Here is a 22,349-nt window from a genome sequence, read left to right on the forward strand (position 1 = left end):
GTGTGTCAGTTACTAATGAATTGACTGATACACCGCTATCGCGAGCAGGCTCGCTCCCACAGTGGTTCTGGGTGTTTGCCGAATCGGCTGGACGAGCCGAAATCTTCAGCCGTTTCCATCACCTTAAAAACCCTTATCAACCGGGTTTTCCCGCTCCCGAAACAGACAATGAGCCTCTCTCAACCCTCATTGAATCTGTGCCCATGCAAACCACCAATACCGTTTTGATGATTCGCCCGACACGTTTCTCTTTCAATCAGGACACGGCGGCGAACAACCGTTTTCAGCGCCCGGCCGCCGTGTCCGAAGACGTTCAGCTCAAGGCCCTGCAAGAGTTCGATGGCTACGTTGCCGCACTGCGCGGGCAAGGCGTCGAAGTCCTTGTGCACAACGACCTTGAAGCCCCGCACACGCCAGACTCGATCTTTCCCAACAACTGGTGGAGCAGCCACCCCGACGGCACGTTGGTGCTGTATCCGATGCAAGGCCACAACAGGCGACTGGAGCGGGATAAAGGTGTGCTCGACTGGCTGCGCGACGAATACCGGGTCGAGCAGTTGCTGGACCTTTCCAGCCTCGAACAGCAGGAAGTCTTCCTGGAAGGCACCGGCAGCATGGTGCTGGATCGTCAGCAGCGGATTTGCTACGCCGGCTATTCAACCCGCACCCACGCCCGGGCGCTGGATGAGGTGGTCAACCATCTGGGTTACGAGCTGTGCGCGTTCACGGCGCAGGACCGTCAGGGCGTCGCGATTTACCACACTAACGTGATGATGAGCGTCGGTACGCGGCTGGCCATTGCCTGCCTGGCATCGGTCACGGACCCGAGCGAACGCCGGGTCCTGCGCTCGCGGCTGGAAGACAGCGGCAAGCAAGTCATCGCGCTGAACTGGAGCCAGTTGGAATCCTTTGCCGGCAACATGCTGGAAGTTCAAAGCAGTGCGGGCGACCCCGTGCTGGTGATGTCACGTACCGCCTGGCAAGCGTTGGACACCCGCCAGCGTCGGTTGATCGAGGCCCACACCACGCCGCTGCCGGTGAACATCGACACCATCGAACGCATCGGCGGCGGCAGCGCCCGCTGCATGTTGGCCGAAGTATTCCTGCCCAAACACCTGACTGCCAAGGAGCAAGTGCGATGATCGTCCGTCCCGCCACACCGGCTGACCTGCCGGCACTCCTGGCCCTGGCCCATAGCGCCGGGACCGGTTTGACCACCTTGCCTGCCGATGCGCCGCGTTTGCGCCAGCGTCTGGAATGGGCCGCGAAAACCTTTGCCGGCGACGCCGAGCGTGCCGATGCCGACTACCTGTTTGTGCTGGAGAACGACCAGAAAGAGGCGATCGGTATTTGTGCGCTGGCCGGTGCCGTCGGCCTGCGCGAGCCCTGGTACAACTATCGAATGGGCTTGTTTGTCGCGGCGTCGAAAAACCTCGGGATCAATCAACAACTGCCGACGTTGTTCCTGGGTAACGACATGACCGGGCAATCGGAGCTGTGCTCACTGTTCCTGCACGCCGATCATCGCAGTGGCCTGAACGGGCGCTTATTGTCGAAGGCGCGGTTCCTGTTTCTCGCAGAGTTCCGTCAGCACTTCGGCGACAAGGTCATTGCAGAGATGCGCGGCTACTCGGACGAAGCGGGCATTTCACCGTTCTGGGAAGGACTGGGGCGGCACTTTTTCAAGATGGACTTTGCCGATGCCGATTATCTTACCGGCCTGGGCAACAAGACCTTCATCGCGGAACTGATGCCCAAGTTTCCGCTGCCGACCTGCCTGTTGCCGGAAGCGGCGCGCTCGGTGATTGGCCGCGTCCATCCCAACACCGAGCCGGCGCTGGGCATGCTGCAGGCGGAAGGATTCGAACACCGCGATTACATCGACATTTTCGACGGCGGGCCGCTGATTGAATGCGCCACGGCCGACATCCGCGCGGTGCGTGACAGTCAGGTACTGCAATTGAGCATTGGCACCCCCGGAGAACACGCAGCGACTTACCTGATTCACAACCGCCAGTTTGCCGAGTGCCGGATTACCGCAGCAGCGGCGCGGGTAGCGGCGGGTACGTTGATTGTCGATGCCCAGACCGCAAAAACGCTGGGGTTGAGTGCCGGTGCATCGGTGCGGGCAGTGAGTCTGGCAGTACCGGCCAAGCAATTATCTGCGGCTTGACTCGAACCTTCAGGAGCGAGACTGCTCGCTCCTGAAGGGTTCTGTAGGGTGTCAGGTTCTGCGGCTAAGGACTTCAGTGATACTGCGCCGCTTGGCATGCAACTCACTGGCTTGAATCAACTGCTCAAGGTCTTCGGGCGTGACGTCAAAGAAAGCTTCCATGTCCGCCAGCGCCCGTTTCAGATCCTGGGCAGTGATCGCCTGGCTGTCGATGGGCGGGTGATCGGCCGGCACCATCGGCACCGGTTCACTGGCGCGTCTTGGGTAACGAATGCGCGTCAGGTTGTTGTACGCCAGCGCACTGAGCAACATCGTCGAGGCACCGAGCATTACCGGGCCGAGGGCTTTCCAGTCCAGGGCGATGGTCGCCGGGTCTGCCAATACCAGCAGCAACGCCAAGGCACCGGCCGGCGGATGCAGGCAACGCAGCCAGCACATCAGGATCAGCGACATGCCTGCGGCCAGGCAAGCACTGCCAAGGGTTCGTCCGAGCACGTGGGCGACCAACAATGCGACCACCCCTGCGCTCAAGTAACCGCCGAGAATCGACCAGGGTTGCGCCAATGCGCCGGAGGACACGGCGAACAACAGCACTGCCGAGGCGCCCAGCGGACCGATCAGGTGCTGCGCCACTTCGATGCCGAAAACCTGTGAGCACAGCCAGACGCTGAACATCGTACCGAGGGCCATGCCGATGGCGGCACGGCTCCATTCAGAAGGTCGGGTATTGATGGCGGCGGGGAACCAGCGAGCAAACATGAGGTGAATGGTCCGTTGCAAAAGTCGAGGCAAAAAAAAGGCTTAGCTGGGATACCCAGAAAGCCCTTGAAGTCGTTCCAACTATTGGGGGAGGAACGAGGCACAGTGTGCCGCTCATTCCAGACGGAGACAAATTCATATTAATGCAGTTTCAGTGCATTAATTTTGCTGTAAAGCCACCCGGCGTCCGCTCATGAAACACAGGAAACCGCCCATGGCGGTCAGCGCGCTCAGGGCATAAAACATCGTCGGCGCCGGGGTGTGCATCAACAGGAAACCGCAAATCACCGGGCTCAGGGCACCGCCCAGGGCCGCCAGGTTTTGTGCGCCGTAGTAACTGCCGCGCAGTTCTTCCGGGGCCAGGGTGTCGACGAACAGGAATTCGGCGGGGTAAATGATCATTTCGCCGAGGGTGAAGATGAACATCGCGATGCACCACGACACCAGGCTGTCCGCCAGGCTGAAGCCGATCAGGCCGAGGATGAACAGGCTGGTGCCGCCGGCAATCCAGTAGCGCAGTTGTTCACGCTTGAGGAAACGGCCGATCTGGTATTGCAGCAGGATCACGCTGATGGCGTTGCAGGCGAGCAGGGCGGCCATGGTTTCCAGGGCGCGTTTGGAGTCCTGGGTCACCAGCAGGTATTGCGACAGGTACAGGGTGAAGCGCCCATGGACCACGGTGCTGAGCAGGCAGCCGCAAGTGAACATAATCAGCGTGCGGTCGTTTTTCAGGGTGATCAGGGTTTTCAGAAAGCTTTGCGGCTGGCCGATCGCGGGTGTCTGGCTCGAATCTTTCGGGATCCCGCTCATCAAAAAGATGCTGAAAAACGCAATGCCGCCGGCAATCAGGAATGGCGCAATCGGGTAGACACCGGCGATGACCACGCCGAGCATCGGCCCCGTGGCGTAACCGATGTTGGTCAGGGTGTAGCGCAGGGAAAAGGCCTTGGCACGCTGGCCCATGGGCAGGTTTTCGCTGAGGATCGCCTTCGAGCCAATCAGGAACAGCGCCGAAGCGGTTTCGGTGATCACCAGGGTCAGGGTGGTCAGGTAGAGGTTTTCGGCGAAGGTCAGCAACACGAAACCGATGGCGCTGGAGAGCATGGCGAGGATCAGCAGCCGGCGTTTTTCGAGGCGGTCGATGATGTAGCCGCCGTAGAGCGCAAGCAGGGTAGCGATGAACACCGCGATGCCCAGCAGCAAGCCAACGTCCTGTTGGTTGAGGCCCAGTTTGTTGCTCAGGAACAACGTGAGCAACGGGCTGGTGATGGCGCGGCTGACGACGATGGTCAGCGATACGATCATCAACCGGCGGATAACAAGCGAGTAAGTGGCCACGGTGGGGCAAATGTCCTTATTCAGATTTCAGGGTGTTCGACGGTGTACCGTGTCGCGCCCAATCGCGAGCAGGCTCGCTCCCACATTTGGAATGCGTTCCCCTGTGGGAGCGAGCCTGCTCGCGATTGGGTCAGATCAGTCACCGCATTACTCAAGTCAGCCACCGATCCAGCACAGCAACCGATTCCAGCTGTTCCAGCCGCCACATCTGCCCGATCAGTTCCTCTGCCTGCAACCTCGGCATCACCCGCACCGCCAGGCTGAAAAACTTCTGTTCCAACGCGTCATCACTCAACGGATTGCCCGGCGCACCCAGTGGCGGGTCGACGCACAGGCTCGCCTGCCGACCGTCCACCGTCCGCACGCTCACCACGGGCTCGCCATCCTCTGACAGTTGCGGGTCCACTACAAGACGAATGCGCGACATCCACAGCGCAATCTGCGGAACACGCCGTTGCTCGTCGTCATACGCCTCCAGCCGGCAATGCCCATGAACCAGGCGTGCGGCGAGGGCGTACGGCAAGCTCATCTGCGCCGCCGCGAGGCTGCTCACTTCCTGTGCGCCGCACATGTCCTGCAGAAACCCGCACAGCGAAACCTCAAGGTCTTCAACCTGATCGACATCCACCTGCAGTTGATCCAGCAACAACCCCAACGCGTCGATGGCCGAATGCGTGCCACGGCACGAGGCGTACGGCTTGATCGAACAGCGGGCGAGTTTCCACACGACGCCCAGGTCGGCATCCAGTGCCTCCGGTTGTGCCGTCTCGCCGGCCAGGGTTTTCAGGAAACCGCCCCAGACATCATCGAACAGCTTCGACGGCCCGGTGATGCCTTGCTGCGCAAACCGTGCCGCCAGCAATCCACCTTCGGCGGCGCGCCCGCTGTGCAGTTTTTTACTCTGCGAGCCGTCGTGGATGAAGGCCCACAAGCCGCCGCTGAAACTGCCGGCAATGCCCAGTGCCGAGAGCATTTGTCCGGCGTTCAAACCCAGGATGCGTGCACTTGCCGCCGCCGCGCCAAACACGCCGCAGGTGGCGGTGGAATGCCAGCCGGCGCCGTTGTGCGCCGAATAACCACCACAGGCTTCGAGCACGCGGCGGCCGACTTCGTAACCGATGACCACCGCCGTGATGAACTCGCGACCACTGACCGGCCGCGTGCACATCGAAACAGCGGCCATCACCGCCGGCAGCACCACCGCGCCGGAATGGTCACAGCCACCGGTGTCATCCAGTTCCAGCGCATGTGCGGCGACGCCGTTGAGCATCGCAGCCTGAGCGGCGCCGACCCGCAGGTCCGCGCCCCAGACCAGCGTGCCGCCGGTTTCGCCCGCGAACACCAGGCGCGCCTGTTTCGCCACATCGCTATCAGCCCCGGCCAGCGTCGCGCCAAAGGTGTCGAGAATGTGCCGTTTGGCTTGTGCAACCAGTGCCGGGGGCAAGTCTTCAAATCGTGTGTCGACGCAAAACTGCGCCAGTCGTTGCAAACGCTCGGTCATAGGAGGTAGTCCCGATAATGCCGTTCGTACACTGACGCCGGGTGATCCTCGGTCACAGGCGTCGCGGAATCGGCCCACCACTGAGCGACTTCGGCTCCGGTGGCGATCCACACGTCGCTGTGTTGCTGAATGCCCTGCAGCAATTCGCGCAAAACGCCGATCCGTCCCGGCGTGGCAATGATTTCCGGGTGCAAACGCAGCACGTAACACAGCCCGAAGCGGTGAAACCCTGCAAAGTCCATTTGCAGGTTGCCCAGGGTGTGGCTGTAAGAGGCGATCCGTGATTGCGCCGGCGGCACCGCCGGGCTCAGGTTGAACGCGAAGTAGGGTTCGTCTTCCAGCTCGTAGTGCAAGGGCAGTTCAATCACCTGCGGCGCCGTGGGATGTGCGAACGGCAAATCATCGCCACGCCACGAGGATGACCAACGAATGCCTTGATCCCTCAGCGCCTCGATGAACCCCGGCGCGCCATTACCGGCGGGGATGCGAAACCCCGTCGGGCGCTGGCCGGTCAATGCTTGCAGAGCCTCGCAGCCGGCGGCAATTTCGGCGTTCTGCTGCGCCAGATCGAGGGTGTCGTAGTTTTGATGGCGATACCCGGCGCAGGCAATTTCATGCCCACCGGCCTGGATCGCCTGAAGGTGTTCGGGGTTTTCTTCGGCGACGATGCCGGGGACAAACCAGCTGCTGCGAACCCCCAGTTCCTTGAACAAACCCAGCAGACGCTCGACGCCGCGCTGGCTGCCGTAACGCCATACAGACAGTGTCTTGTCGCGCCCGGCGACTTCCGGCGCCTGGGTGAGAATCCCGTGAATGTCGTTGTAATCGACGGTCAGCACCACCGCGCAGCGATAGCCGTCGGGCCAGACGATGGAATCAGCCATGGTGATGCTCCTTCAGCCACCACTGGGCGACGTCGCGGCAAGTGGCAAACCACACGTCGTCGCGCTGACGCATGTGTTCGAACAGTTTTTCCAGCAACAGGATGCGCCCCGGTTTGCCGGTGATCTTGGGGTGGAACAGGGTGGTCAGGCACAACCCCTCATTCATGGCGCCGTCGTACTCGCGGCACCAGTTGTCCAGAGTCAGCTCATAGCTGGCCGTGCGGTCCAGTCCCGAAGGAAAGTCTGGCGCGCGGGTGTAGGCGAGGGAGGCGTAGTCGTCCATTTCCCAGCGCCCGGGTATTTCCACCAGTGGCGTGTCGAACCCCGGCACGTTCACCAGGTACGGTCGGTCGTCGCCGCGCATGCTGCTGGAGTAGGTCACGCCGGCTTCCACCAGCATCGCCGGGGTCTCGGCGCGCCAGTCGCCGGACGGCGTGCGGAAACCTTCGGCGCGGATGTTCAGGTGTTTCCAGAACACCTCGCGGGATTTCTTCATTACGTCCTTTTGCTGGTCCAGCGTCAGGGCGTAAAAGGATTCGTGTTTGTAGCCGTGGTACGCCACTTCATGCCCGCGCTCGACAATCGCCTGGCACTGTTTCGGCCAGTTCTCCACGACCCAGGCCGGAACGAAAAACGTGGTAGGGATGCGGAATTCGTCGAGCAGGTCGAGAATCCGTGGCAGCGCCCGGTAAGGGCCGTAACCACCAAAACCGAAGTACTCGGGCTTGTGCCAGATCGAGCCGTTGAGCATCGCATCGCCGGTGGGGCCGTCGAGGTCGAAGGCCAGGGCAAGGCAGGCCTTGTGCTGGTCGGGCCAGGTTGGGGAGGACGACATCGTTGGTGCTCCGTTCTCAATAGTCGAAACGCAACCAAACCTGTAGGAGCCGGCTTGCCGGCGATGGTGGTGTGTCAGTCAACATTCATAGCGACTGATCCACCGCTATCGCCAGCAAGCTGGCTCCTACAGGGCAAGCATTACTTGCCGGCGTTGATGGTTGCCGTCTTGATTGCGCCCAGCTCCAGGTCCCATTTTTTCAGGATGGTCTGATAGCTGCCGTCATCGATCATGCTCTGCAACGCAACCTTCACCGCTTCGCTCAGCTCAGGCTTTTTGTTGCTCAGGCCCATGCCGGAGAACTGCACGGAAATCGGCTGGCCGACCGTTTTGTACATGTCCTTTTCCTGAGTCTTCAGGTACGACAAGGTCTCGCTGCCTTGCATCGCGGCATCGATACGGCTCTGACGCAGTTGCGCACGGGCATCCGCCGAGCCTTCGGTGCCGATCACCACGATGGCCGGTTTGCCGGCGGCTTCGCAGTTGGCCTTGCTGTACTCAGCGATTTCCGCCGGGAACGTGGTCCGGCGGCTGGTGCCGACTTTCTTGCCGCACAGGTCGGTGATTTCGTTGAAGTCCTTGTTCTTCTGCAGGGTGTAGAACTGCGGACCGCTGGTGAAGTAGTCGACGAAGGTCACGCTGGCCTGACGCTCTTTGGTGTCGGTCATGCCCGACAGCACCATGTCGACGCGGTCGGTGGTCAGGGCGTTGATCATTTGCTCGAAGCCGGTTTCCTGCCATTTGATCTTCACGCCCAGACGTTCGGCCAGGGCGTTGCCCAGATCAACGTCCACACCGGTGAGGGTATTGGTGGCCGGGTCCTTGAAATCCATTGGCGGGTAGTTCGGCATGATCGCGACGACGATCTCGCCTTTTTCCTTGATGCTGGCCGGCAATTCGGCGGCGAAGCTGACGCTGGATGCCATCAGGCCTGCGAGTACTGCGGGGATTACGTAGTTCTTCATGGTCGTTCTCTTATGTGTGTTGTTACGCCAGCCGGCGCTTAGGTTCGAACGGCAGAAATGAAGCTTTGGGTGCGCGGGTTTTGCGGACTTATTAGTATTTCTTCGGGGCTTCCTGCCTCCACGATCTGCCCGCCGTCCATGAACACCATGCGGTTGGATACTTCGCGAGCGAAGCCCAGTTCATGGGTGACGACGATCATGGTCATGCCGGATTGCGCGAGATCGCGCATCACCGACAGCACCTCACCGACCAGTTCCGGGTCGAGTGCCGAAGTGGGTTCATCGAACAGCATCAGCTTGGGCCGCATGGCCAATGCGCGAGCAATGGCGACACGTTGTTGCTGACCACCCGAAAGCTCGATCGGGTAGCTGTTGCGCTTGTCGGCCAGGCCGACGCGGGCGAGCAGCTCCAAGGCTTCTTCGTGCGCCTCCTTGGGCGAACGCTTGAGCACCTGGCACGGCCCTTCGATGATGTTTTGCAGCACAGTCATGTGCGGAAACAGGTTGAAACGCTGGAACACCATGCCGGTGGCCAGGCGTTGACGGGCGATCTGCGACTCGTTGAGTTCGTGCAGTTTGTTGCCGACGATGCGGTAACCCACCAGCTCGCCGTCGACCCACAGGCCACCCTTGTCGATCTTTTCCAGCTGGTTGACGCAACGCAGCAAGGTGCTTTTGCCGGAGCCGGACGGGCCGATGATGCACAGCACTTCGCCTTGCTCGACTTCGATGTTGATGTCCTTGAGGGCGTGGAAATGGTCGTAATACTTGTTCAGGCTCACGGCCTTGACGATGCTTCTCATGTTCGACTCCTCAAGAACGCTTGCCGGCGCCGCGAGCGAAACGACGCTCCAGACGGCTTTGACCAAAGGACAGCACGGTGACCGTGGCCAAGTACCAGATACCCGCGACGATCAGCAGCTCCATCACTCGGGCGTTGGCGTAGTAGATGTTCTGGGCGTTGTAGAGCAGCTCCGAGTACTGGATGACGCTCGCCAGCGAGGTCATTTTCACCATGCCGATAAACTCGTTGCCGACCGGTGGAATGATGATCCGCATGGCCTGCGGCAGGATGATCCGGCGCAGCGCTTGCAGGCGTGGCATGCCGATCGACTTGGCGGCTTCGTACTGCCCGGTGTCCACCGACAGCAGACCGGCGCGCACCACTTCAGCGGTGTATGCGCCCTGGTTGATGCTCAAGCCGAGGAGGGCGGCCACGAACGGCGTCATCAGGCTTACGGTGTCCATTTCGAACACGCCGGGGATGCCGATGGTGGGGAAGATCAGCGCCAGGTTGAACCACAACAGCAGTTGCAGGATCAGCGGCGTGCCACGGAACAGCCAGGTGTAGGTCACCGCCACGTAGCGCAGGATCGGGTTGGCCGACATGCGCATGATCGCCGTGATCACCCCGAACACAATGCCCAGCCCCATCGCCAGCACGGCCATGACGATGGTATTGAGCAAGCCCCACATGATCGCCTGGGACGTGAGGAACTGGCCGATGTACGACCACTCGATCTTGCCTTCGGCAAAGGCCCGCACCAGGCCGATGATCGCGATGACGATGACCGTGGCGAAAAAGATCCGCCCGTAATAGCGCCGTGGCACGTGATCGTACTGGGTGATATCGAACTGGTTTTCCGCCAGTTTGCGCTCCGCCTGGAGTCGTTCTGCCTGAGTCTGGCTCATGTTGTTTCTCCGAACTGTTCTTTCAAATCCAACACAGATCCTTGTGGGAGCTAGCCTGCTAGCGATTGCGGTGTGTCAATCAGCGAATGGTTGTCAGACAGAGCCAAATCGCTAGCAGGCTAGCTCCCACAGGGTTATGCGTGGAGGCTGTTAGAGGCGGAAGCCCTGATAGTTCTCGGTCCATTCGTGTTGCGCGGCGAGGGCGGTCTTCAACCGGCCGATCTGCTCGCGTACCTGCTGCGGCGCCGTACCACCCCAACCGCTACGGGCGGCGATGGCGGCTTCCAGCGTCAGGCTGTCGCGTACTTCCGGGGTCAGGCGCGAATCGATCTCGGCCAACAGCGCTGGCGAGGCTTCCCACAACTCGATGTCGTGTTTCTCACAGGCCTGAACCAGCGCGCCGGTGATTTCATGGGCTTCCTTGAACGGCACGCCACGCACCGCCAGCCAGTCGGCCACTTCGGTGGCGAGGGTGAACCCGAGCGGTGCCTGACGGCGCAACTCTTCAACGTTGACCTTCATGGTCGCGACCATCCCGGCCATGGCGGGCAGCACCAGCAGCAAGGTGTCGACGCTGTCGAGCACGCCGTTCTTGTCTTCGCTCAAGTCGCGGTTATACGACAGCGGCAGGGATTTCAGGGTGGAGAGCAGGCCGGTGAGGTTGCCAATCAGGCGACCCGCCTTGCCCCGGGCCAGCTCGGCAATGTCCGGGTTTTTCTTCTGCGGCATGATCGAGCTGCCGGTGGCGTAGGCATCGTCCAGTGCGACCCAGCGAAATTGCCGCGAGGACCACAGGCAGAATTCTTCCGCGAGGCGGGAAATGTTGATGCCGAGCATGCTGGCGATAAACAGGAACTCGGCGACGTGATCGCGGCTGGCCACGGCGTCGATGGAGTTTTCGCAGACGCCGCTGTAACCCATTTCCTTGGCCGACTGTTGCGGCAGGCGCGCGATGGCGGAACCGGCCATGGCGGCGGCACCCAGTGGCGACAGCGAGGTGCGGATGTCCCAGTCCACCAGCCGTTGCACGTCACGCAGCATCGATTGGGCGTGAGCGAGCAAGTGGTGAGCAAAGACGATCGGTTGCGCCTGTTGCAGGTGAGTGAAACCGGGGCAGATGCTTTCGATGTGTTGTTCGGCCTGGTCGACCAGCGCTTGCTGCAAGGCCAGCACTTCGACGGCCAGGGTGCGCACGTGGTCCCGCAGGAACAGACGCAGGTCGTTGGCGGTCTGGTCGTTGCGCGAACGGCCGGCGCGCAGCTTGCCGCCCAATGGGCCGAGGCGCTCGGTCAGCAGGCGTTCGATGAAGGTGTGGACGTCTTCGTCATCCAGCGTTGGCGCGATGCTGCCGGCTTTAAAGTCAGCGCCGATACCTTCCAGCGCGGCCAGCATGGTGTGGGTTTCCTGCTCGCTCAACAGCCCGGCGCGCTGCAGTTCACGGGCATGGGCCTTGGAACCGGCGAGGTCATACGGGGTCAGGCGAAAGTAGCGCTCAGGGCAACGGGACAGGGCCGCCAGGGCTTCGGATGGGCCGCTTTTGAAGCGGGCACCCCAGAGACGGTCGGTGGTTTGAGACATTGTTGTTTTCCTCGTCGGTAAAGCGAACTGAAATTGATGCGCAGAGCCGGGAAGACCCGCCGGAAATAATTCGGGCGTGGTTCGGCCTAAGCAGTTTTCAAGAGGGCAGTTGCAGCGTTGCGAGAGCTGATCGAAGTGTCAGCTTTTAGTAGTTCGAAATCAGTGAGTTGGCACTGAAGTACGGGGATTATTAGCGGTTGCCAAGCCTGGTTTTCTGTGTTCATTATTATTGGCCAGCTATGTTTTTGTTGTTGGGCACAGGTTGTTGAATAGCGCGCCAGAGGTAAATAAGCATTATGGAAACCCCACTTTCCAATTCCGGAAACCCGGCGCCAAAAACGGCGCATCGGGCGCCACTGGCCCTCAGCGGGCTGGATTTCAAACTGCTCAAAGTGTTCAAGGCCGTAGTCGAGGCCGGTGGTTTCAGTGCGGCGCAGAACGAGCTGAATGTGGGGCTGGCGGCCATCAGCAAACAGATCTCCGACCTTGAAATTCGTATCGGCATGCGCTTGTGCACCCGAGGTCGCGAGGGCTTTCATCTGACCGAAGAAGGCCGCCTGGTGTATCAGGCATCGATTGATCTATTTGCCTCGGTTGACAACTTTCGTGACCGGCTTAGTTCGGCGCAGAACGAACTTATTGGTGACTTGGGTGTGGGCGTTATTGATAACACTATTTCCGATCTTAATTCACCGTTAGTTGCAGCGCTTAGACGGATAAATGAAGAGTCGCCGAAAGTAAGGTTTCAACTTCAGGCGTCACAACTGGATGAAATTGAAAGAGGGGTCGTAGAGGGACGCCTGGTGGCCGGTATCGTGCCGGTTTATCAGAAACGCGAAGAGTTCGACTATTACACGCTGTATGAAGAACGCTCGGAGGTTTACTGCGCGATCGGCCACCCGTTGTTCTCGGTGCCGGACGCAGAAATCGGCAGCAATGTGCTCAAGGATTACGAGTGCATCAACCACCGCTACGCGATCCATCGCGACAAACTGAATTTTGCCCGGTACGACAGTTTTTCCGCCTCGGCGACCCAGGTGGAAGCCGTGGCGCTGCTGATCAAGACCGGGCGTTTCGTGGGTTTTCTACCGCAGCATTACGCCGCGTCGATGGTCGCCCAAGGGCAGTTTCGCGCGGTGCGGCCGGACCTCATTCACATCAGCACACCGTTCAATCTGATCCTGCGTCACAACACCGTGCGCAGTCCGTTGGTGAAGGCGTTTGCCCAGGCGTTGGGCGTTGATTTGAAGGTGCCTGTTTGTTAATCAAACTTTGCTGACACCATCAAACTGTAGGAGCTGGCTTGCCAGCGATAGCAATCAAAAGATCACCACAAAGTCCAAGGTCCTCATCGCCGGCAAGCCGGCTCCTACAGTGTTTTGAGTAGGCCTCTGTCAATCACGCAACAACTGAAGCCACTGGCCATTGTTGATGCGGAATCGGTAACTTGCGCGAGTCGCCTCGCCCCATCGGAAAGTACATAAACCCGCTGCGCGCCAACCGGTCTGCGTCATACAGATTGCGTCCATCGAATATCACCGGCGCTTTCAATCGTTGCTGGATCAGATTGAAATCCGGCGCCTTGAACTGCTGCCATTCGGTGCAGATGATCAACGCATCAGCGCCGGCCAGCACCGATTCCGGGGTGCCCATGAGCATCAGCTTCGCTTCGTCTGGATACAAATGCTGGGTTTCCTGCATCGCCTCCGGGTCGAACGCCCGCACGCTGGCACCGGCGGCCCACAGCGATTCCAGGAGTACCCGACTCGGCGCGTCGCGCATGTCGTCGGTGTTGGGCTTGAACGCCAGGCCCCACACAGCAAACGTCTTGCCGCGCAAATCGCCTTTGTAGAACGCGTTGATGCGCTCGAACAGCTTGTGTTTCTGCCGCTGGTTGATGGCTTCCACCGCTTGCAGCAGGTCGCTGGAGCAATGCGCTTCCTCGGCGCTGTGGATCAGGGCGCGCATGTCCTTGGGGAAACACGAGCCGCCATAACCGCAGCCGGGGTAGATGAAGTGGTAGCCGATGCGCGAATCGGCGCCGATGCCCAGCCGCACCGATTCGATGTCGGCGCCGAGGTGTTCGGCCAGTTCGGCGATCTGGTTGATGAAGCTGATCTTGGTCGCCAGCATGCAGTTGGCGGCGTACTTGGTCAGCTCGGCACTGCGCAGGTCCATGAACATGATCCGGTCATGGTTGCGGTTGAACGGTGCGTAGAGGTCGCGCATGACATCGCGCACGTCATCGTTTTCGCAACCGATGATGATACGGTCCGGGCGCCGACAATCGGCGACGGCCGAACCTTCTTTCAAGAACTCCGGATTGGAGACGATATCGAACTGCAGCAACCGGCCGACCTTGATCAGGCACTTGTCGATGTGCGTGCGCAAGGTATCGCCGGTGCCCACGGGGACGGTGGATTTCTCCACCAGAATCACCGGTTGCTCGCGGTGACGGGCCACCGCTTCACCCACCGACAGCACGTAGCGCAAATCCGCTGAACCATCGTCCCGGGACGGCGTGCCCACCGCAATGAACAACACCTGACCGTGTTGCACCGCGAATTTTTCATCAGTGGTGAACTGCAACCGCTTGGCCTCCAGGCTTTCGCGCACGAGGCTGGCCAGCCCCGGCTCGAAAATGCTCACGTGGCCTTGCTGCAGCAACTCGACTTTTTTCTCGTCGATGTCCATGCAAACCACGTCGTGGCCGACTTCAGCCAGGACAGCGGCCTGCACCAGGCCGACGTAACCGCTACCAAATACACTGATTTTCATAGGTCACTCCTGAGTGTGGACGCGTGAGCAGGTCGAGCGTTGATGGTGATGACGCCCAGAATGACCAGGGCCACCCCGAGGCTTTTGGAAAGGCTGAAGTCTTCGTTGAACACCGGCAGGACGGCGGCCAGCAGGTACACCAGCGCGTAGCTGATGCTCAGCAGCGAGTAAGCCCGGCCCAGCGGCACATCGCGCAGGGCCACGAGCCAGCTGAGCATCGACAGGGCATAAGCGAGGATGGCGGTCAGCACCACGGCAACGGCGCTCGGGTCGAGGCTGGCGGTCAGCAAGTGCTCCGGTGACGGCAGGCGCGTCATGCTCCAGCGCATGCCCAACTGCGCGGCACTGCCGAGCAGCACGCTGCCCAGAGCGAAGGCGATGCCCCGGCGCAGGCTCATGCGTTCAACCCCAGCAAAATCACGCCGCCGATCACCAGCGCTACGCCCAACCCGTGGCGGCGGTCGATGGTTTCGTGGAAGACAAAGCGAGCGATCAGGGTGATCAGCACAAAATTGAGGCTCAACATCGGATAGGCGACGCCGACTTCAAGTCGCTGCAACACCAGCAGCCACACCAGCAAACCCGCGCCCAGCGCGGCGAGGGCCAGCCACAGCCATGGCGAGCGCAGTTTTTCGCCCCAGCCCGACGTCTTGCCGCGCCAGTTCTCCACGGCGTATTTCTGGGCGATCTGGCCCAGGCAGGTCAGCAGGCAGGCCGCCAATACCAGCAACAGGCTCATGACGCACCCTGAGGGAATATCAAAATCACAAGGTTGCCTTGTTCATAGCGTTTGCCATCCTTGGGCAAGCGGTCGATTTCACGCAGCTCGTCTTCACCCTTGACCCGCATCAGCACGCCTACCGAGCCACGCTGACGGGCGTCGTGCATCCACTGTTGCACGCGATCAGGGTCGACGCGTTGCGACATGCCGTCAGGATAAGCGAGGCCATATTTCAGTTCGCCTATCGTGTTGTACAACGCCACGTCCGGGCGTTTCAGGCGCCAGGCCAGGGCCGAAGCGGCGCCCAGATCGTTACTCAACAAACTGGCGGTCTCGCCGAGTTCCCGGGCATGCTCAAGGACAAACTGGTCGGGCATTTTGTTCGCCACTACCGATTCGGGTATGGCCGCCGGCAAGACCCCGACCAGCAGCAGGCTGCCGAAGGCCGGCGCCGCCCAGCATTGCAAGGGCCGGAACGCTTGCAGCAGGTTGGCCATGATCCAGCCGATCAGGCCGATGAACACCAGCACCAGGTTGTGCAACTCGTGGTCGTACAGCGGTTTTTTCAGTTGCAGGTACACCAGCGTGAAGAGGGTGGTCAGGCCCAGCATGAGATTGAGCAAACCATTGAGGCCCAGTACCCGGCCTTGCTCCAGCCGCAAGCGATCCGCCAGCGCATGCCCCAGCAGCAAGGCCAGTGGCAACAGGCACGGCATGATGTAGGTGGGCAGCTTGCCGTTGCTCAGGCTGAAAAACAGCAGCGGCATCAGTAACCACAACAGCAGGAACGCGATGTTTGCCTGCCTGCGGGTTTGCCATGCCTGACGAAGTGCAGACGGCAGCAGCACCACCCACGGCAGACTGAACGCCACCAGCAACGGCAAATAAAACCACCACGGCGCGTCATGCTGCGCGTCCTCACTGGCGAACCGACGGATGTGCTCGTGCCAGAAGAAAAACCGCCAGTAATCGGGCTCCTGCGCGTGCACCGCCAAGGCCCAGGGCAGGCTCACGGCGATGGCCACGGCAATTGCCAGCGGGCCGTAGATCAACAGTTCACGCCAGCGTTTTTGCCAGAGCATCCAGGGCAGGGCGATCAGCACCGGCAGCAGCCAGGCCAGAAAGCCCTTGGTCAAGAAGCCCATGCCACAGGCCAGGCCCAGTGTTGCCCAGGCAATCAGGCGTCGGGCGCGGGTGGCGCTGTCCAACGCAAACCACAAGGCGACCAGGCTCAGGTTGACCCAGAAAGTGAACTGCGGATCGAGATTGGCGTAGCCGGCTTGCCCGGCGACCACGGTGAAACTCATGTACAGCAACGCGCAGGCAAAGCTTTTGCGTGGCTCGTTCCACAGCCGGCGAGCGATCAAGTAACACAACATCACACTGAGCCCGGTACTGATGGCCGAAGCAATCCGCACCCCGAACAGATTGTCGCCAAACAGTGCCTGGCCAAGGGCGATCATCCAGTACCCGGCCACCGGTTTTTCGAAATAGCGCAGGCTCATGAAATGCGGCGAGATCCAATTGCCGCTCAAGAGCATGTCCTGGCTGATCTGCGCGTAACGGGTTTCATCGGGAATCCACAGACCGTGGGTGCCCATTGGCAGCAGGTAGCCCAGCAGGAAAAGTCCCAGCAGCAGCGGAAGTACCCAGCGTTTACTCATGCACCTTGCACTCCCAGCCAGCCTTCACGGCCGTCGAGCGTGCCGCGCAGTACGCGACCGGTCGGCAAGGTGCCTGGCGCCTTGGGCAGCAGGTCGCCCAAGGGTTGAAAACGGATACCTCGCTGGCGCGCAGCGGCCAGCAGTTGACGAAAATCGTTGGCCATCAGAATCCCTTCTACTTCGGCGTGGATCGTATAGACGTTGAGTTGTTCCGAGGAGAATCGATCGAGAATGAACCCGTTGAAGTCCTTGGCCGCGACCGTTGGGCCAACCACTTCATCGAAGGTCGGCAGGTCCACCGGAATTTGCGGTGCCCCCAAACCACCCCCGGCCAGAGTCGGCTGGAACAGGCTGTGGCCACGGCAATCGCTGTTGTAGCGAAAGCCGAAAGCCTGCTTGGCCTCGATCACGCGCTCGTCCGCGCGCCAACCGGCGGCTGCCGAACACTCGATTTTTTGCCCGAGGATGTCGCCGAGCGTGTCCACGCCCTGGCGAATCTGCTCGATCAACTGTGCGTCGCTCCAGCGCCCGGCATTGGCCTGCCAGCCGTGGTGATCCCAGGCATGCAGGCCGACTTCATGACCTGCATCCCGGGCCTGGCGCATCAAGTGCCCGAGGTCACGGCCAATGGGTTTGCCCGGCCATGCGGTGCCGGCCAGCAGGATGTCCCAGCCGTACAGCCCGGCGGCGTTGGAGCGCAGCATCTTCCACAGGAACTGCGGACGGATCAGGCGCCACAAGTGGCGCCCCATGTTGTCCGGCCCGACGCTGAAGAAAAACGTCGCTTTGACCTGGGCTTCATCGAGCATCTCCAGCAGCCGGGGCACTCCTTCCCGAGTGCCCCGGTAGGTGTCGACATCAATCCGGAGGCCTGCCTGCATCAGTGCTTGTCCGCGATTTCGAGCATCGCTTCACGCAAGAAGAAATCCAGGGTATTGCCGATGGTTTCGCTCATCTGCACGGTCGGCGCCCAGTCCAAAAGGCGCTTGGCGTTGTCGATGCTCGGTTTGCGGTGGGACACGTCCTGGTAACCGGTGCCGTAGAACGCCTTGCTTTCGACGTCGCGGAAGCCGGCGAACGGCGGGAAGTTGTCGCGCAGCGGGTGCGCTTCGAACTGGCGCAGCAGTTCCTCGCCCAACTGACGGATGCTGGCTTCGTTGTCCGGGTTGCCGATGTTGATGATCTGGCCGTTGCAGGCATCGTTGTCGTTATCGATGATCCGCGCCAACGCTTCGACACCGTCGGCGATGTCGGTGAAGCAGCGTTTTTGCTCACCACCATCGAACAGGCGAATCGGCGTGCCTTCCACCAGATTGAGGATCAGTTGCGTGATGGCCCGTGAGCTGCCGATGCGTGCCGAGTCCAGTCGGTCGAGGCGCGGGCCCATCCAGTTGAAGGGGCGAAACAGGGTGAAGTTCAGGCCTTTCTGGCCGTACGCCCAGATCACGCGGTCGAGCAATTGCTTGGAGGTCGAGTAGATCCAGCGCTGCTTGTTGATCGGCCCGACCACGAGGTTGGAGGTGTCTTCGTCGAATTTGGCGTCCTGGCACATGCCGTAGACTTCCGAGGTCGAGGGGAAGATCACGCGCTTGTTGTATTTGACGCAGTAGCGCACCAGTTTCAGGTTTTCTTCAAAGTCCAGTTCGAACACGCGCAGCGGGTTGCGGGTGTACTCGATCGGCGTGGCGATCGCCACCAGCGGCAGGACCACGTCGCACTTCTTGATGTGGTACTCGATCCACTCGGAATGGATGCTGATGTCGCCTTCGACGAAGTGGAAATGCGGATGGCTGCGCAAGCGTTCGATGGCGTCCGAGCCGATATCCAGGCCGTAGACCTCGTAGCGGTCGTCACGCAGCAAACGCTCGGACAAGTGATTGCCGATGAAACCGTTGACGCCGAGGATCAGCACGCGGGTGCGACGTGGCGCGCGCCCTGATTCGGCACCGCGCAGCACCGAACCGTCGACCAGCCCCAGTTCGTTGGCCAGTTGCGGGCCGCTCAGGTACAAACCGTTGTCGTTGCGTTGACCGGCAGTGATCACCAGCGAGTCTTCGCCGCAGGCAATGCGCAGCGGATCGACGCTGATGACCCGGCCCGGTGCCTGGCCTTCGTTGCCCAGGGCGACCTCGGCGTTCCACACAATCAGTTTGTGCTCACCCACCGCACAGAACGCGCCGGGATAAGGCTGCGTCACGGCGCGTACCAGATTGAACAGTTCTTCGGCCGGTTTTTGCCACATCAACTTGCCGTCGGCAGGCGTGCGGCGACCAAACACCGTGGCTTTCGATTCGTCCTGCGGGGTCTCGCTGACTTTCCCGGCGAGCAACGCTGGCAGCGTGTCGCGCAGCAGGTCGGTGGCGGCCACACGCAACTTGCCGTGCAGGCTCAGCGCAGTGTCGCTGCGCTCTATCGCGACTTTTTTCTGGGCGAGGATCGCGCCGGCATCGGCCCGTTTGACCATGCGGTGCAGGGTCACGCCGGTTTCGCTTTCGCCATTAACCAGCACCCAGTTGGCCGGCGCACGACCGCGATAGCGCGGCAGCAACGAACCGTGCAGGTTGAACGCGCCCTTAGTGGCCGTGGCCAGCAACGGTTCGCTGAGCAGGTGGCGGTAATAAAACGAGAACAGGTAATCGGGGTTGAGCTTGGCGATGCGTTCGATCCACAGCGGATGATTGACGTCTTCCGGCGCGTGCACCGGGATCCCCTGACGGGCGCACAGTTGCGCAACCGAGCCGTAGAAGGCGTTTTCCTGCGGATCATCGGCATGGGTGAACACGGCGGCAATCTCGTAACCGCTGGCGAGCAGGGTTTCGATGCCGGCACAGCCAATATCGTGATAGGCGAAGACAACAGCTTTTGCGCTCATGAGAGAACCTGATCTGAAGAGGTGGAAGTGAGGCCGTCGACGGTGACCACAGGCGCCGGGGTGGCCGGCTGGCCGCGCAGGACTTTTTCGATGAAGAACCGCGGACGGGCGCGAACGTCGCTGTACATGCGCCCGAGGTATTCACCCAAAAGACCCATGCCGATGAATTGCCCGCCGGTGAACACGAACAGCACGGCGAACAGCACGAACGTACCGTCACCGGCCCAACTGGCGCCGAACACCAGTCGCAGGACGATCAGCGCCATGGCGAATGCCACGCCCAGTCCGGCCATGGCGAAGCCGACGATGCTCAGCAACCGCAGCGGCGTGGTGGTCATGCACGTGATCAGGTCGAACATCAGATTGACCAGGCGCATGGGGCTGTACTTCGATTCGCCGTGTTCGCGCTCGGCGTGGGTCACCAGGATTTCCGTGGTGTGCCGGGCAAAGCTGTTGGCCAGGATCGGAATGAACGTGCTGCGTTCGCGGCAGGCGAGCATGGCGTCGACAATGGTCCGGCGGTAAGCCCGGAGCATGCAGCCATAGTCGCTCATGGCGACGCCGGTGGAGCGCTGCACGGCGAGGTTGATCAGCTTCGACGGCCAACGGCGCAGGGCCGAGTCCTGGCGGTTGTTGCGCACCGTGGCGACCACGTCATAGCCGAGTTCGGCCTGAGCCACCAACCGTGGAATTTCTTCGGGCGGGTTTTGCAGATCGGCATCAAGGGTGATGACGACATCGCCCTTGCACTGCTCGAAACCGGCCATGATTGCCGCGTGCTGGCCGTAATTGCGGTTGAGAATGACCGCCACCACCGGGCTGCACTCGCGACTGGCGGCTTCTTCAAGTATCTGCGCCGAGTGGTCGCGGCTGCCGTCGTCGACCAATACGATTTCATAGTCATGGTGCAATTGCTGGCACGCCGCCTCGGTGCGCCTGAGCAATTCGGGCAGGCTGTCCTGTTCGTTGTAGACCGGGATGACAATTGACACACAACGGATCGGATAAGGTTTCACAGGCGGCTGTCCACAGTGTTTTCGATGGCGCTGACCACACGGTCGACGTCGTCGTGGGTCATGTCGGGGAACAACGGGATCGAACACAGGCGCGCCGAGTTCCATTCGGTGTTGGGCAGGTAGATGTTGGGGAATCGCCGGCGGTAGTAGGTGTGCAGGTGAGTGGCGATGAAGTGAATGCCGGTGCCGATGTTTTGTTCCTGCAGGGCTTTCATGAACGCCTCACGGTCCAGCCCGCAGCGTTCGGCATCGATGCGCAGGATGAACAGGTGCCAGGCGTGCTGCTGCGGGTAGGCCGGAATCGCCAGCGGTTGCACCGGTGAGCCTTCCAGCCGTTGCAGGTAAGTCTTGGCCAGTTCGGTGCGCTTGGCGTTGATCTGGTCCAAGCGCTCCAGTTGCACCAAAGCAATGGCGGCATTGATGTCGGCCAGGTTGTATTTGAACCCCGGCTCGATCACTTGGGCCTGGGGTTTGCGGCCGTGGGTCAGGCGGTCGTAGGCATCGACGCCGAGGCCGTGAAACTTGAGCATGCGCACCCGGTTGGCCAGCGCTTCATCATCCGTGACGAACATCGCGCCCTCGGCGCAGGTCATGTTCTTGATCGCATGGAACGAGAAGATCGCCGTGCCTTTCGCGCCGACGTGACGATTTCTGTAGAGGGTTCCGGCGGCGTGGGCGGCGTCTTCAACAACGGGGATGCCGTGTTTGTCGGCCAACGCATAGAGCGGGTCGAGATCGAACGCGGCGCCGGCATAATGCACCGGAATGATTGCCCGGGTGCGCGGGGTGATGGCCGCTTCAATGTGCTCCAGGTTGCTCATCAGCGTGTCGCGGTCAACGTCGACGAACACCGGTGTCGCGCCCAACAGGCAGATCATGTTGGCGGTGGAGACCCAGGTCTGGGACGGGGTGATCACTTCATCGCCGGGACCAATGCCCAAGGCCAGTAATGTGACGTGCATGGCGCCGGTCGCCGAGGAAAGTGCCACGGCATGACGGCAGCCCACGTAGTTGGCGAAGTGTTCTTCCAGTTGCTGGTTTTTCGGTCCAGTAGTGATCCAGCCGGAGCGCAATACTTGCTCTACGGCAGCCATTTCTTCATCGCCGATACTGGGGCGGGAGAAGGGGAGAAAAGCCTGACTCATGGGTACCTCAAGGCTGTTGGCTTAGTGGTGTGGCTCTAGATAATTATTGGATCCAATAAAAGCGTAGCCGAATAATCTAAAGCTGCATCAATGAGTTGACTCATCATGCTGACAATCCGCTTTCATTGACTTTTCCTGCATGGACCGGCAGGTTGGGAGCCCCTTGCGGCTCACCGTATTCATAAGAGGTTAGGCGCGTTTTTGTGAAAGGAACATGAAAAACCGGTCGGCGAATCGTTTTTCTGACAGCTATTAAGCCCGTGTTCAGACTACTGCCGTTCATCGCGTTTTTAGTAGAAAGGTCCTACAGAAGTGTTCCGCTTTATATGAAGGATGTTTCAATCCTTAGTTGTTTTATTGATCTGTTTCCACTCAAGGCCGTTTTGTTTTGATTGACTTACCTGTTGCTGATTCAACTGCTGCAAAGA

20 protein-coding genes are annotated in these 22,349 nt (G+C 60.6%); 3 read left to right on the forward strand and 17 right to left on the reverse strand.

From position 1 onward, the window contains the following. The first annotated feature begins 203 nt into the window (after nt 1-203). Both ctlX and astA read left to right on the forward strand, forming a co-directional pair. Entirely contained in the window at nt 204-1,142 is a 939-nt protein-coding gene (gene ctlX, locus KGA97_RS00005; protein ID WP_223479984.1) for a citrulline utilization hydrolase CtlX, read from the forward strand. Continuing rightward, a complete protein-coding gene (gene astA, locus KGA97_RS00010) occupies nt 1,139-2,173 on the forward strand; it encodes an arginine N-succinyltransferase (RefSeq protein ID WP_223479985.1) in 1,035 nt (344 codons plus the stop codon). Before ctlX ends, astA begins: the two co-directional genes overlap by 4 nt. 51 nt (nt 2,174-2,224) lie before the next feature. On the opposite strand, the gene KGA97_RS00015 is transcribed toward astA, so the two are convergent. From KGA97_RS00015 to argH, 9 genes are all read right to left on the reverse strand, one after another. Continuing rightward, nucleotides 2,225-2,932: an HPP family protein gene (locus KGA97_RS00015; RefSeq protein WP_223479986.1), complete on the reverse strand. Its 708-nt coding sequence runs from the start codon at nt 2,930-2,932 to the stop codon at nt 2,225-2,227. A gap of 159 nt (nt 2,933-3,091) precedes the next feature. Beyond that, entirely contained in the window at nt 3,092-4,270 is a 1,179-nt protein-coding gene (locus tag KGA97_RS00020; protein ID WP_008026490.1) for an MFS transporter, read from the reverse strand. 151 nt (nt 4,271-4,421) lie between these two features. Further along, nucleotides 4,422-5,771 (reverse strand): MmgE/PrpD family protein, encoded by a 1,350-nt coding sequence (locus KGA97_RS00025; RefSeq protein ID WP_223479987.1) that lies wholly within the window; start codon nt 5,769-5,771, stop codon nt 4,422-4,424. Beyond that, complete coding sequence (locus KGA97_RS00030) at nt 5,768-6,655, reverse strand: polysaccharide deacetylase family protein (protein WP_223479988.1); 888 nt, start codon at nt 6,653-6,655, stop codon at nt 5,768-5,770. Before KGA97_RS00030 ends, KGA97_RS00025 begins: the two co-directional genes overlap by 4 nt. Continuing rightward, nucleotides 6,648-7,490 carry a polysaccharide deacetylase family protein gene (locus tag KGA97_RS00035; RefSeq protein ID WP_008038392.1) on the reverse strand — a complete coding sequence of 281 codons (843 nt, stop codon included), beginning with the start codon at nt 7,488-7,490 and terminating at the stop codon, nt 6,648-6,650. Before KGA97_RS00035 ends, KGA97_RS00030 begins: the two co-directional genes overlap by 8 nt. 140 nt (nt 7,491-7,630) lie before the next feature. Further along, nucleotides 7,631-8,455 (reverse strand): ABC transporter substrate-binding protein, encoded by an 825-nt coding sequence (locus tag KGA97_RS00040; RefSeq protein ID WP_223479989.1) that lies wholly within the window; start codon nt 8,453-8,455, stop codon nt 7,631-7,633. 38 nt (nt 8,456-8,493) lie between these two features. Continuing rightward, a complete protein-coding gene (locus KGA97_RS00045; RefSeq protein WP_008026481.1) occupies nt 8,494-9,258 on the reverse strand; it encodes an amino acid ABC transporter ATP-binding protein in 765 nt (254 codons plus the stop codon). A gap of 10 nt (nt 9,259-9,268) precedes the next feature. Further along, nucleotides 9,269-10,147, reverse strand: coding sequence for an amino acid ABC transporter permease (locus KGA97_RS00050; protein WP_008026479.1), 879 nt, complete (start codon nt 10,145-10,147; stop codon nt 9,269-9,271). Between the two features lie 150 nt (nt 10,148-10,297). Continuing rightward, nucleotides 10,298-11,725, reverse strand: a complete 1,428-nt coding sequence (gene argH, locus KGA97_RS00055; protein ID WP_192227226.1) for an argininosuccinate lyase — start codon at nt 11,723-11,725, stop codon at nt 10,298-10,300. 296 nt (nt 11,726-12,021) lie between these two features. Between argH and KGA97_RS00060 the strand changes: the two genes are divergently transcribed. Next, on the forward strand, nt 12,022-12,990 hold the full coding sequence (locus tag KGA97_RS00060; RefSeq protein ID WP_008038396.1) for a LysR family transcriptional regulator: 969 nt from the start codon (nt 12,022-12,024) through the stop codon (nt 12,988-12,990). Nucleotides 12,991-13,123: 133 nt separating this feature from the next. Here the strand turns inward: KGA97_RS00060 and KGA97_RS00065 are convergent, their stop codons facing one another. Genes KGA97_RS00065 through arnB form a run of 8 tightly spaced genes read right to left on the reverse strand, consistent with a single transcriptional unit; the run spans nt 13,124 to nt 21,921 of the window. Further along, on the reverse strand, nt 13,124-14,503 hold the full coding sequence (locus tag KGA97_RS00065; RefSeq protein WP_008038398.1) for a UDP-glucose dehydrogenase family protein: 1,380 nt from the start codon (nt 14,501-14,503) through the stop codon (nt 13,124-13,126). Beyond that, on the reverse strand, nt 14,500-14,901 hold the full coding sequence (gene arnF / locus KGA97_RS00070; protein ID WP_207284294.1) for a 4-amino-4-deoxy-L-arabinose-phosphoundecaprenol flippase subunit ArnF: 402 nt from the start codon (nt 14,899-14,901) through the stop codon (nt 14,500-14,502). Before arnF ends, KGA97_RS00065 begins: the two co-directional genes overlap by 4 nt. Next, on the reverse strand, nt 14,898-15,242 hold the full coding sequence (gene arnE, locus KGA97_RS00075; protein WP_008026468.1) for a 4-amino-4-deoxy-L-arabinose-phosphoundecaprenol flippase subunit ArnE: 345 nt from the start codon (nt 15,240-15,242) through the stop codon (nt 14,898-14,900). Before arnE ends, arnF begins: the two co-directional genes overlap by 4 nt. Further along, nucleotides 15,239-16,888, reverse strand: a complete 1,650-nt coding sequence (gene arnT / locus KGA97_RS00080; protein ID WP_207284295.1) for a lipid IV(A) 4-amino-4-deoxy-L-arabinosyltransferase — start codon at nt 16,886-16,888, stop codon at nt 15,239-15,241. Before arnT ends, arnE begins: the two co-directional genes overlap by 4 nt. After that, nucleotides 16,885-17,769 carry a 4-deoxy-4-formamido-L-arabinose-phosphoundecaprenol deformylase gene (gene arnD, locus KGA97_RS00085; RefSeq protein ID WP_207284296.1) on the reverse strand — a complete coding sequence of 295 codons (885 nt, stop codon included), beginning with the start codon at nt 17,767-17,769 and terminating at the stop codon, nt 16,885-16,887. Before arnD ends, arnT begins: the two co-directional genes overlap by 4 nt. Next, nucleotides 17,769-19,760, reverse strand: a complete 1,992-nt coding sequence (gene arnA / locus KGA97_RS00090) for a bifunctional UDP-4-amino-4-deoxy-L-arabinose formyltransferase/UDP-glucuronic acid oxidase ArnA (RefSeq protein ID WP_223479990.1) — start codon at nt 19,758-19,760, stop codon at nt 17,769-17,771. The genes arnD and arnA overlap by 1 nt, the downstream gene beginning before the upstream one ends. Then, nucleotides 19,757-20,776 carry an undecaprenyl-phosphate 4-deoxy-4-formamido-L-arabinose transferase gene (gene arnC / locus KGA97_RS00095; RefSeq protein ID WP_008026458.1) on the reverse strand — a complete coding sequence of 340 codons (1,020 nt, stop codon included), beginning with the start codon at nt 20,774-20,776 and terminating at the stop codon, nt 19,757-19,759. The genes arnA and arnC overlap by 4 nt, the downstream gene beginning before the upstream one ends. Beyond that, complete coding sequence (gene arnB, locus KGA97_RS00100; protein ID WP_223479991.1) at nt 20,773-21,921, reverse strand: UDP-4-amino-4-deoxy-L-arabinose aminotransferase; 1,149 nt, start codon at nt 21,919-21,921, stop codon at nt 20,773-20,775. Before arnB ends, arnC begins: the two co-directional genes overlap by 4 nt. Nucleotides 21,922-22,349: the final 428 nt, after the last annotated feature.

It is taken from the genome of Pseudomonas sp. BF-B-15 (assembly GCF_019946675.1).
GTDB classification, from domain to species: Bacteria; Pseudomonadota; Gammaproteobacteria; order Pseudomonadales; family Pseudomonadaceae; genus Aquipseudomonas; species Aquipseudomonas migulae.

Excerpts from the sequence above, each read along its gene's own strand:
- KGA97_RS00025 (WP_223479987.1), bottom strand. The coding sequence starts at position 5,771 with ATGACCGAGCGTTTGCAACGACTGGCGCAGTTTTGCGTCGACACACGA.
- argH (WP_192227226.1), bottom strand. The coding sequence starts at position 11,725 with ATGTCTCAAACCACCGACCGTCTCTGGGGTGCCCGCTTCAAAAGCGGC.
- arnB (WP_223479991.1), bottom strand. The coding sequence starts at position 21,921 with ATGAGTCAGGCTTTTCTCCCCTTCTCCCGCCCCAGTATCGGCGATGAA.
- KGA97_RS00035 (WP_008038392.1), bottom strand. The coding sequence starts at position 7,490 with ATGTCGTCCTCCCCAACCTGGCCCGACCAGCACAAGGCCTGCCTTGCC.
- KGA97_RS00050 (WP_008026479.1), bottom strand. The coding sequence starts at position 10,147 with ATGAGCCAGACTCAGGCAGAACGACTCCAGGCGGAGCGCAAACTGGCG.
- KGA97_RS00030 (WP_223479988.1), bottom strand. The coding sequence starts at position 6,655 with ATGGCTGATTCCATCGTCTGGCCCGACGGCTATCGCTGCGCGGTGGTG.
- arnA (WP_223479990.1), bottom strand. The coding sequence starts at position 19,760 with ATGAGCGCAAAAGCTGTTGTCTTCGCCTATCACGATATTGGCTGTGCC.
- arnF (WP_207284294.1), bottom strand. The coding sequence starts at position 14,901 with ATGAGCCTGCGCCGGGGCATCGCCTTCGCTCTGGGCAGCGTGCTGCTC.
- astA (WP_223479985.1), top strand. The coding sequence starts at position 1,139 with ATGATCGTCCGTCCCGCCACACCGGCTGACCTGCCGGCACTCCTGGCC.
- KGA97_RS00045 (WP_008026481.1), bottom strand. The coding sequence starts at position 9,258 with ATGAGAAGCATCGTCAAGGCCGTGAGCCTGAACAAGTATTACGACCAT.
- KGA97_RS00060 (WP_008038396.1), top strand. The coding sequence starts at position 12,022 with ATGGAAACCCCACTTTCCAATTCCGGAAACCCGGCGCCAAAAACGGCG.
- arnE (WP_008026468.1), bottom strand. The coding sequence starts at position 15,242 with ATGAGCCTGTTGCTGGTATTGGCGGCCTGCCTGCTGACCTGCCTGGGC.
- arnD (WP_207284296.1), bottom strand. The coding sequence starts at position 17,769 with ATGCAGGCAGGCCTCCGGATTGATGTCGACACCTACCGGGGCACTCGG.
- ctlX (WP_223479984.1), top strand. The coding sequence starts at position 204 with ATGCAAACCACCAATACCGTTTTGATGATTCGCCCGACACGTTTCTCT.
- arnT (WP_207284295.1), bottom strand. The coding sequence starts at position 16,888 with ATGAGTAAACGCTGGGTACTTCCGCTGCTGCTGGGACTTTTCCTGCTG.
- KGA97_RS00040 (WP_223479989.1), bottom strand. The coding sequence starts at position 8,455 with ATGAAGAACTACGTAATCCCCGCAGTACTCGCAGGCCTGATGGCATCC.
- KGA97_RS00015 (WP_223479986.1), bottom strand. The coding sequence starts at position 2,932 with ATGTTTGCTCGCTGGTTCCCCGCCGCCATCAATACCCGACCTTCTGAA.
- KGA97_RS00065 (WP_008038398.1), bottom strand. The coding sequence starts at position 14,503 with ATGAAAATCAGTGTATTTGGTAGCGGTTACGTCGGCCTGGTGCAGGCC.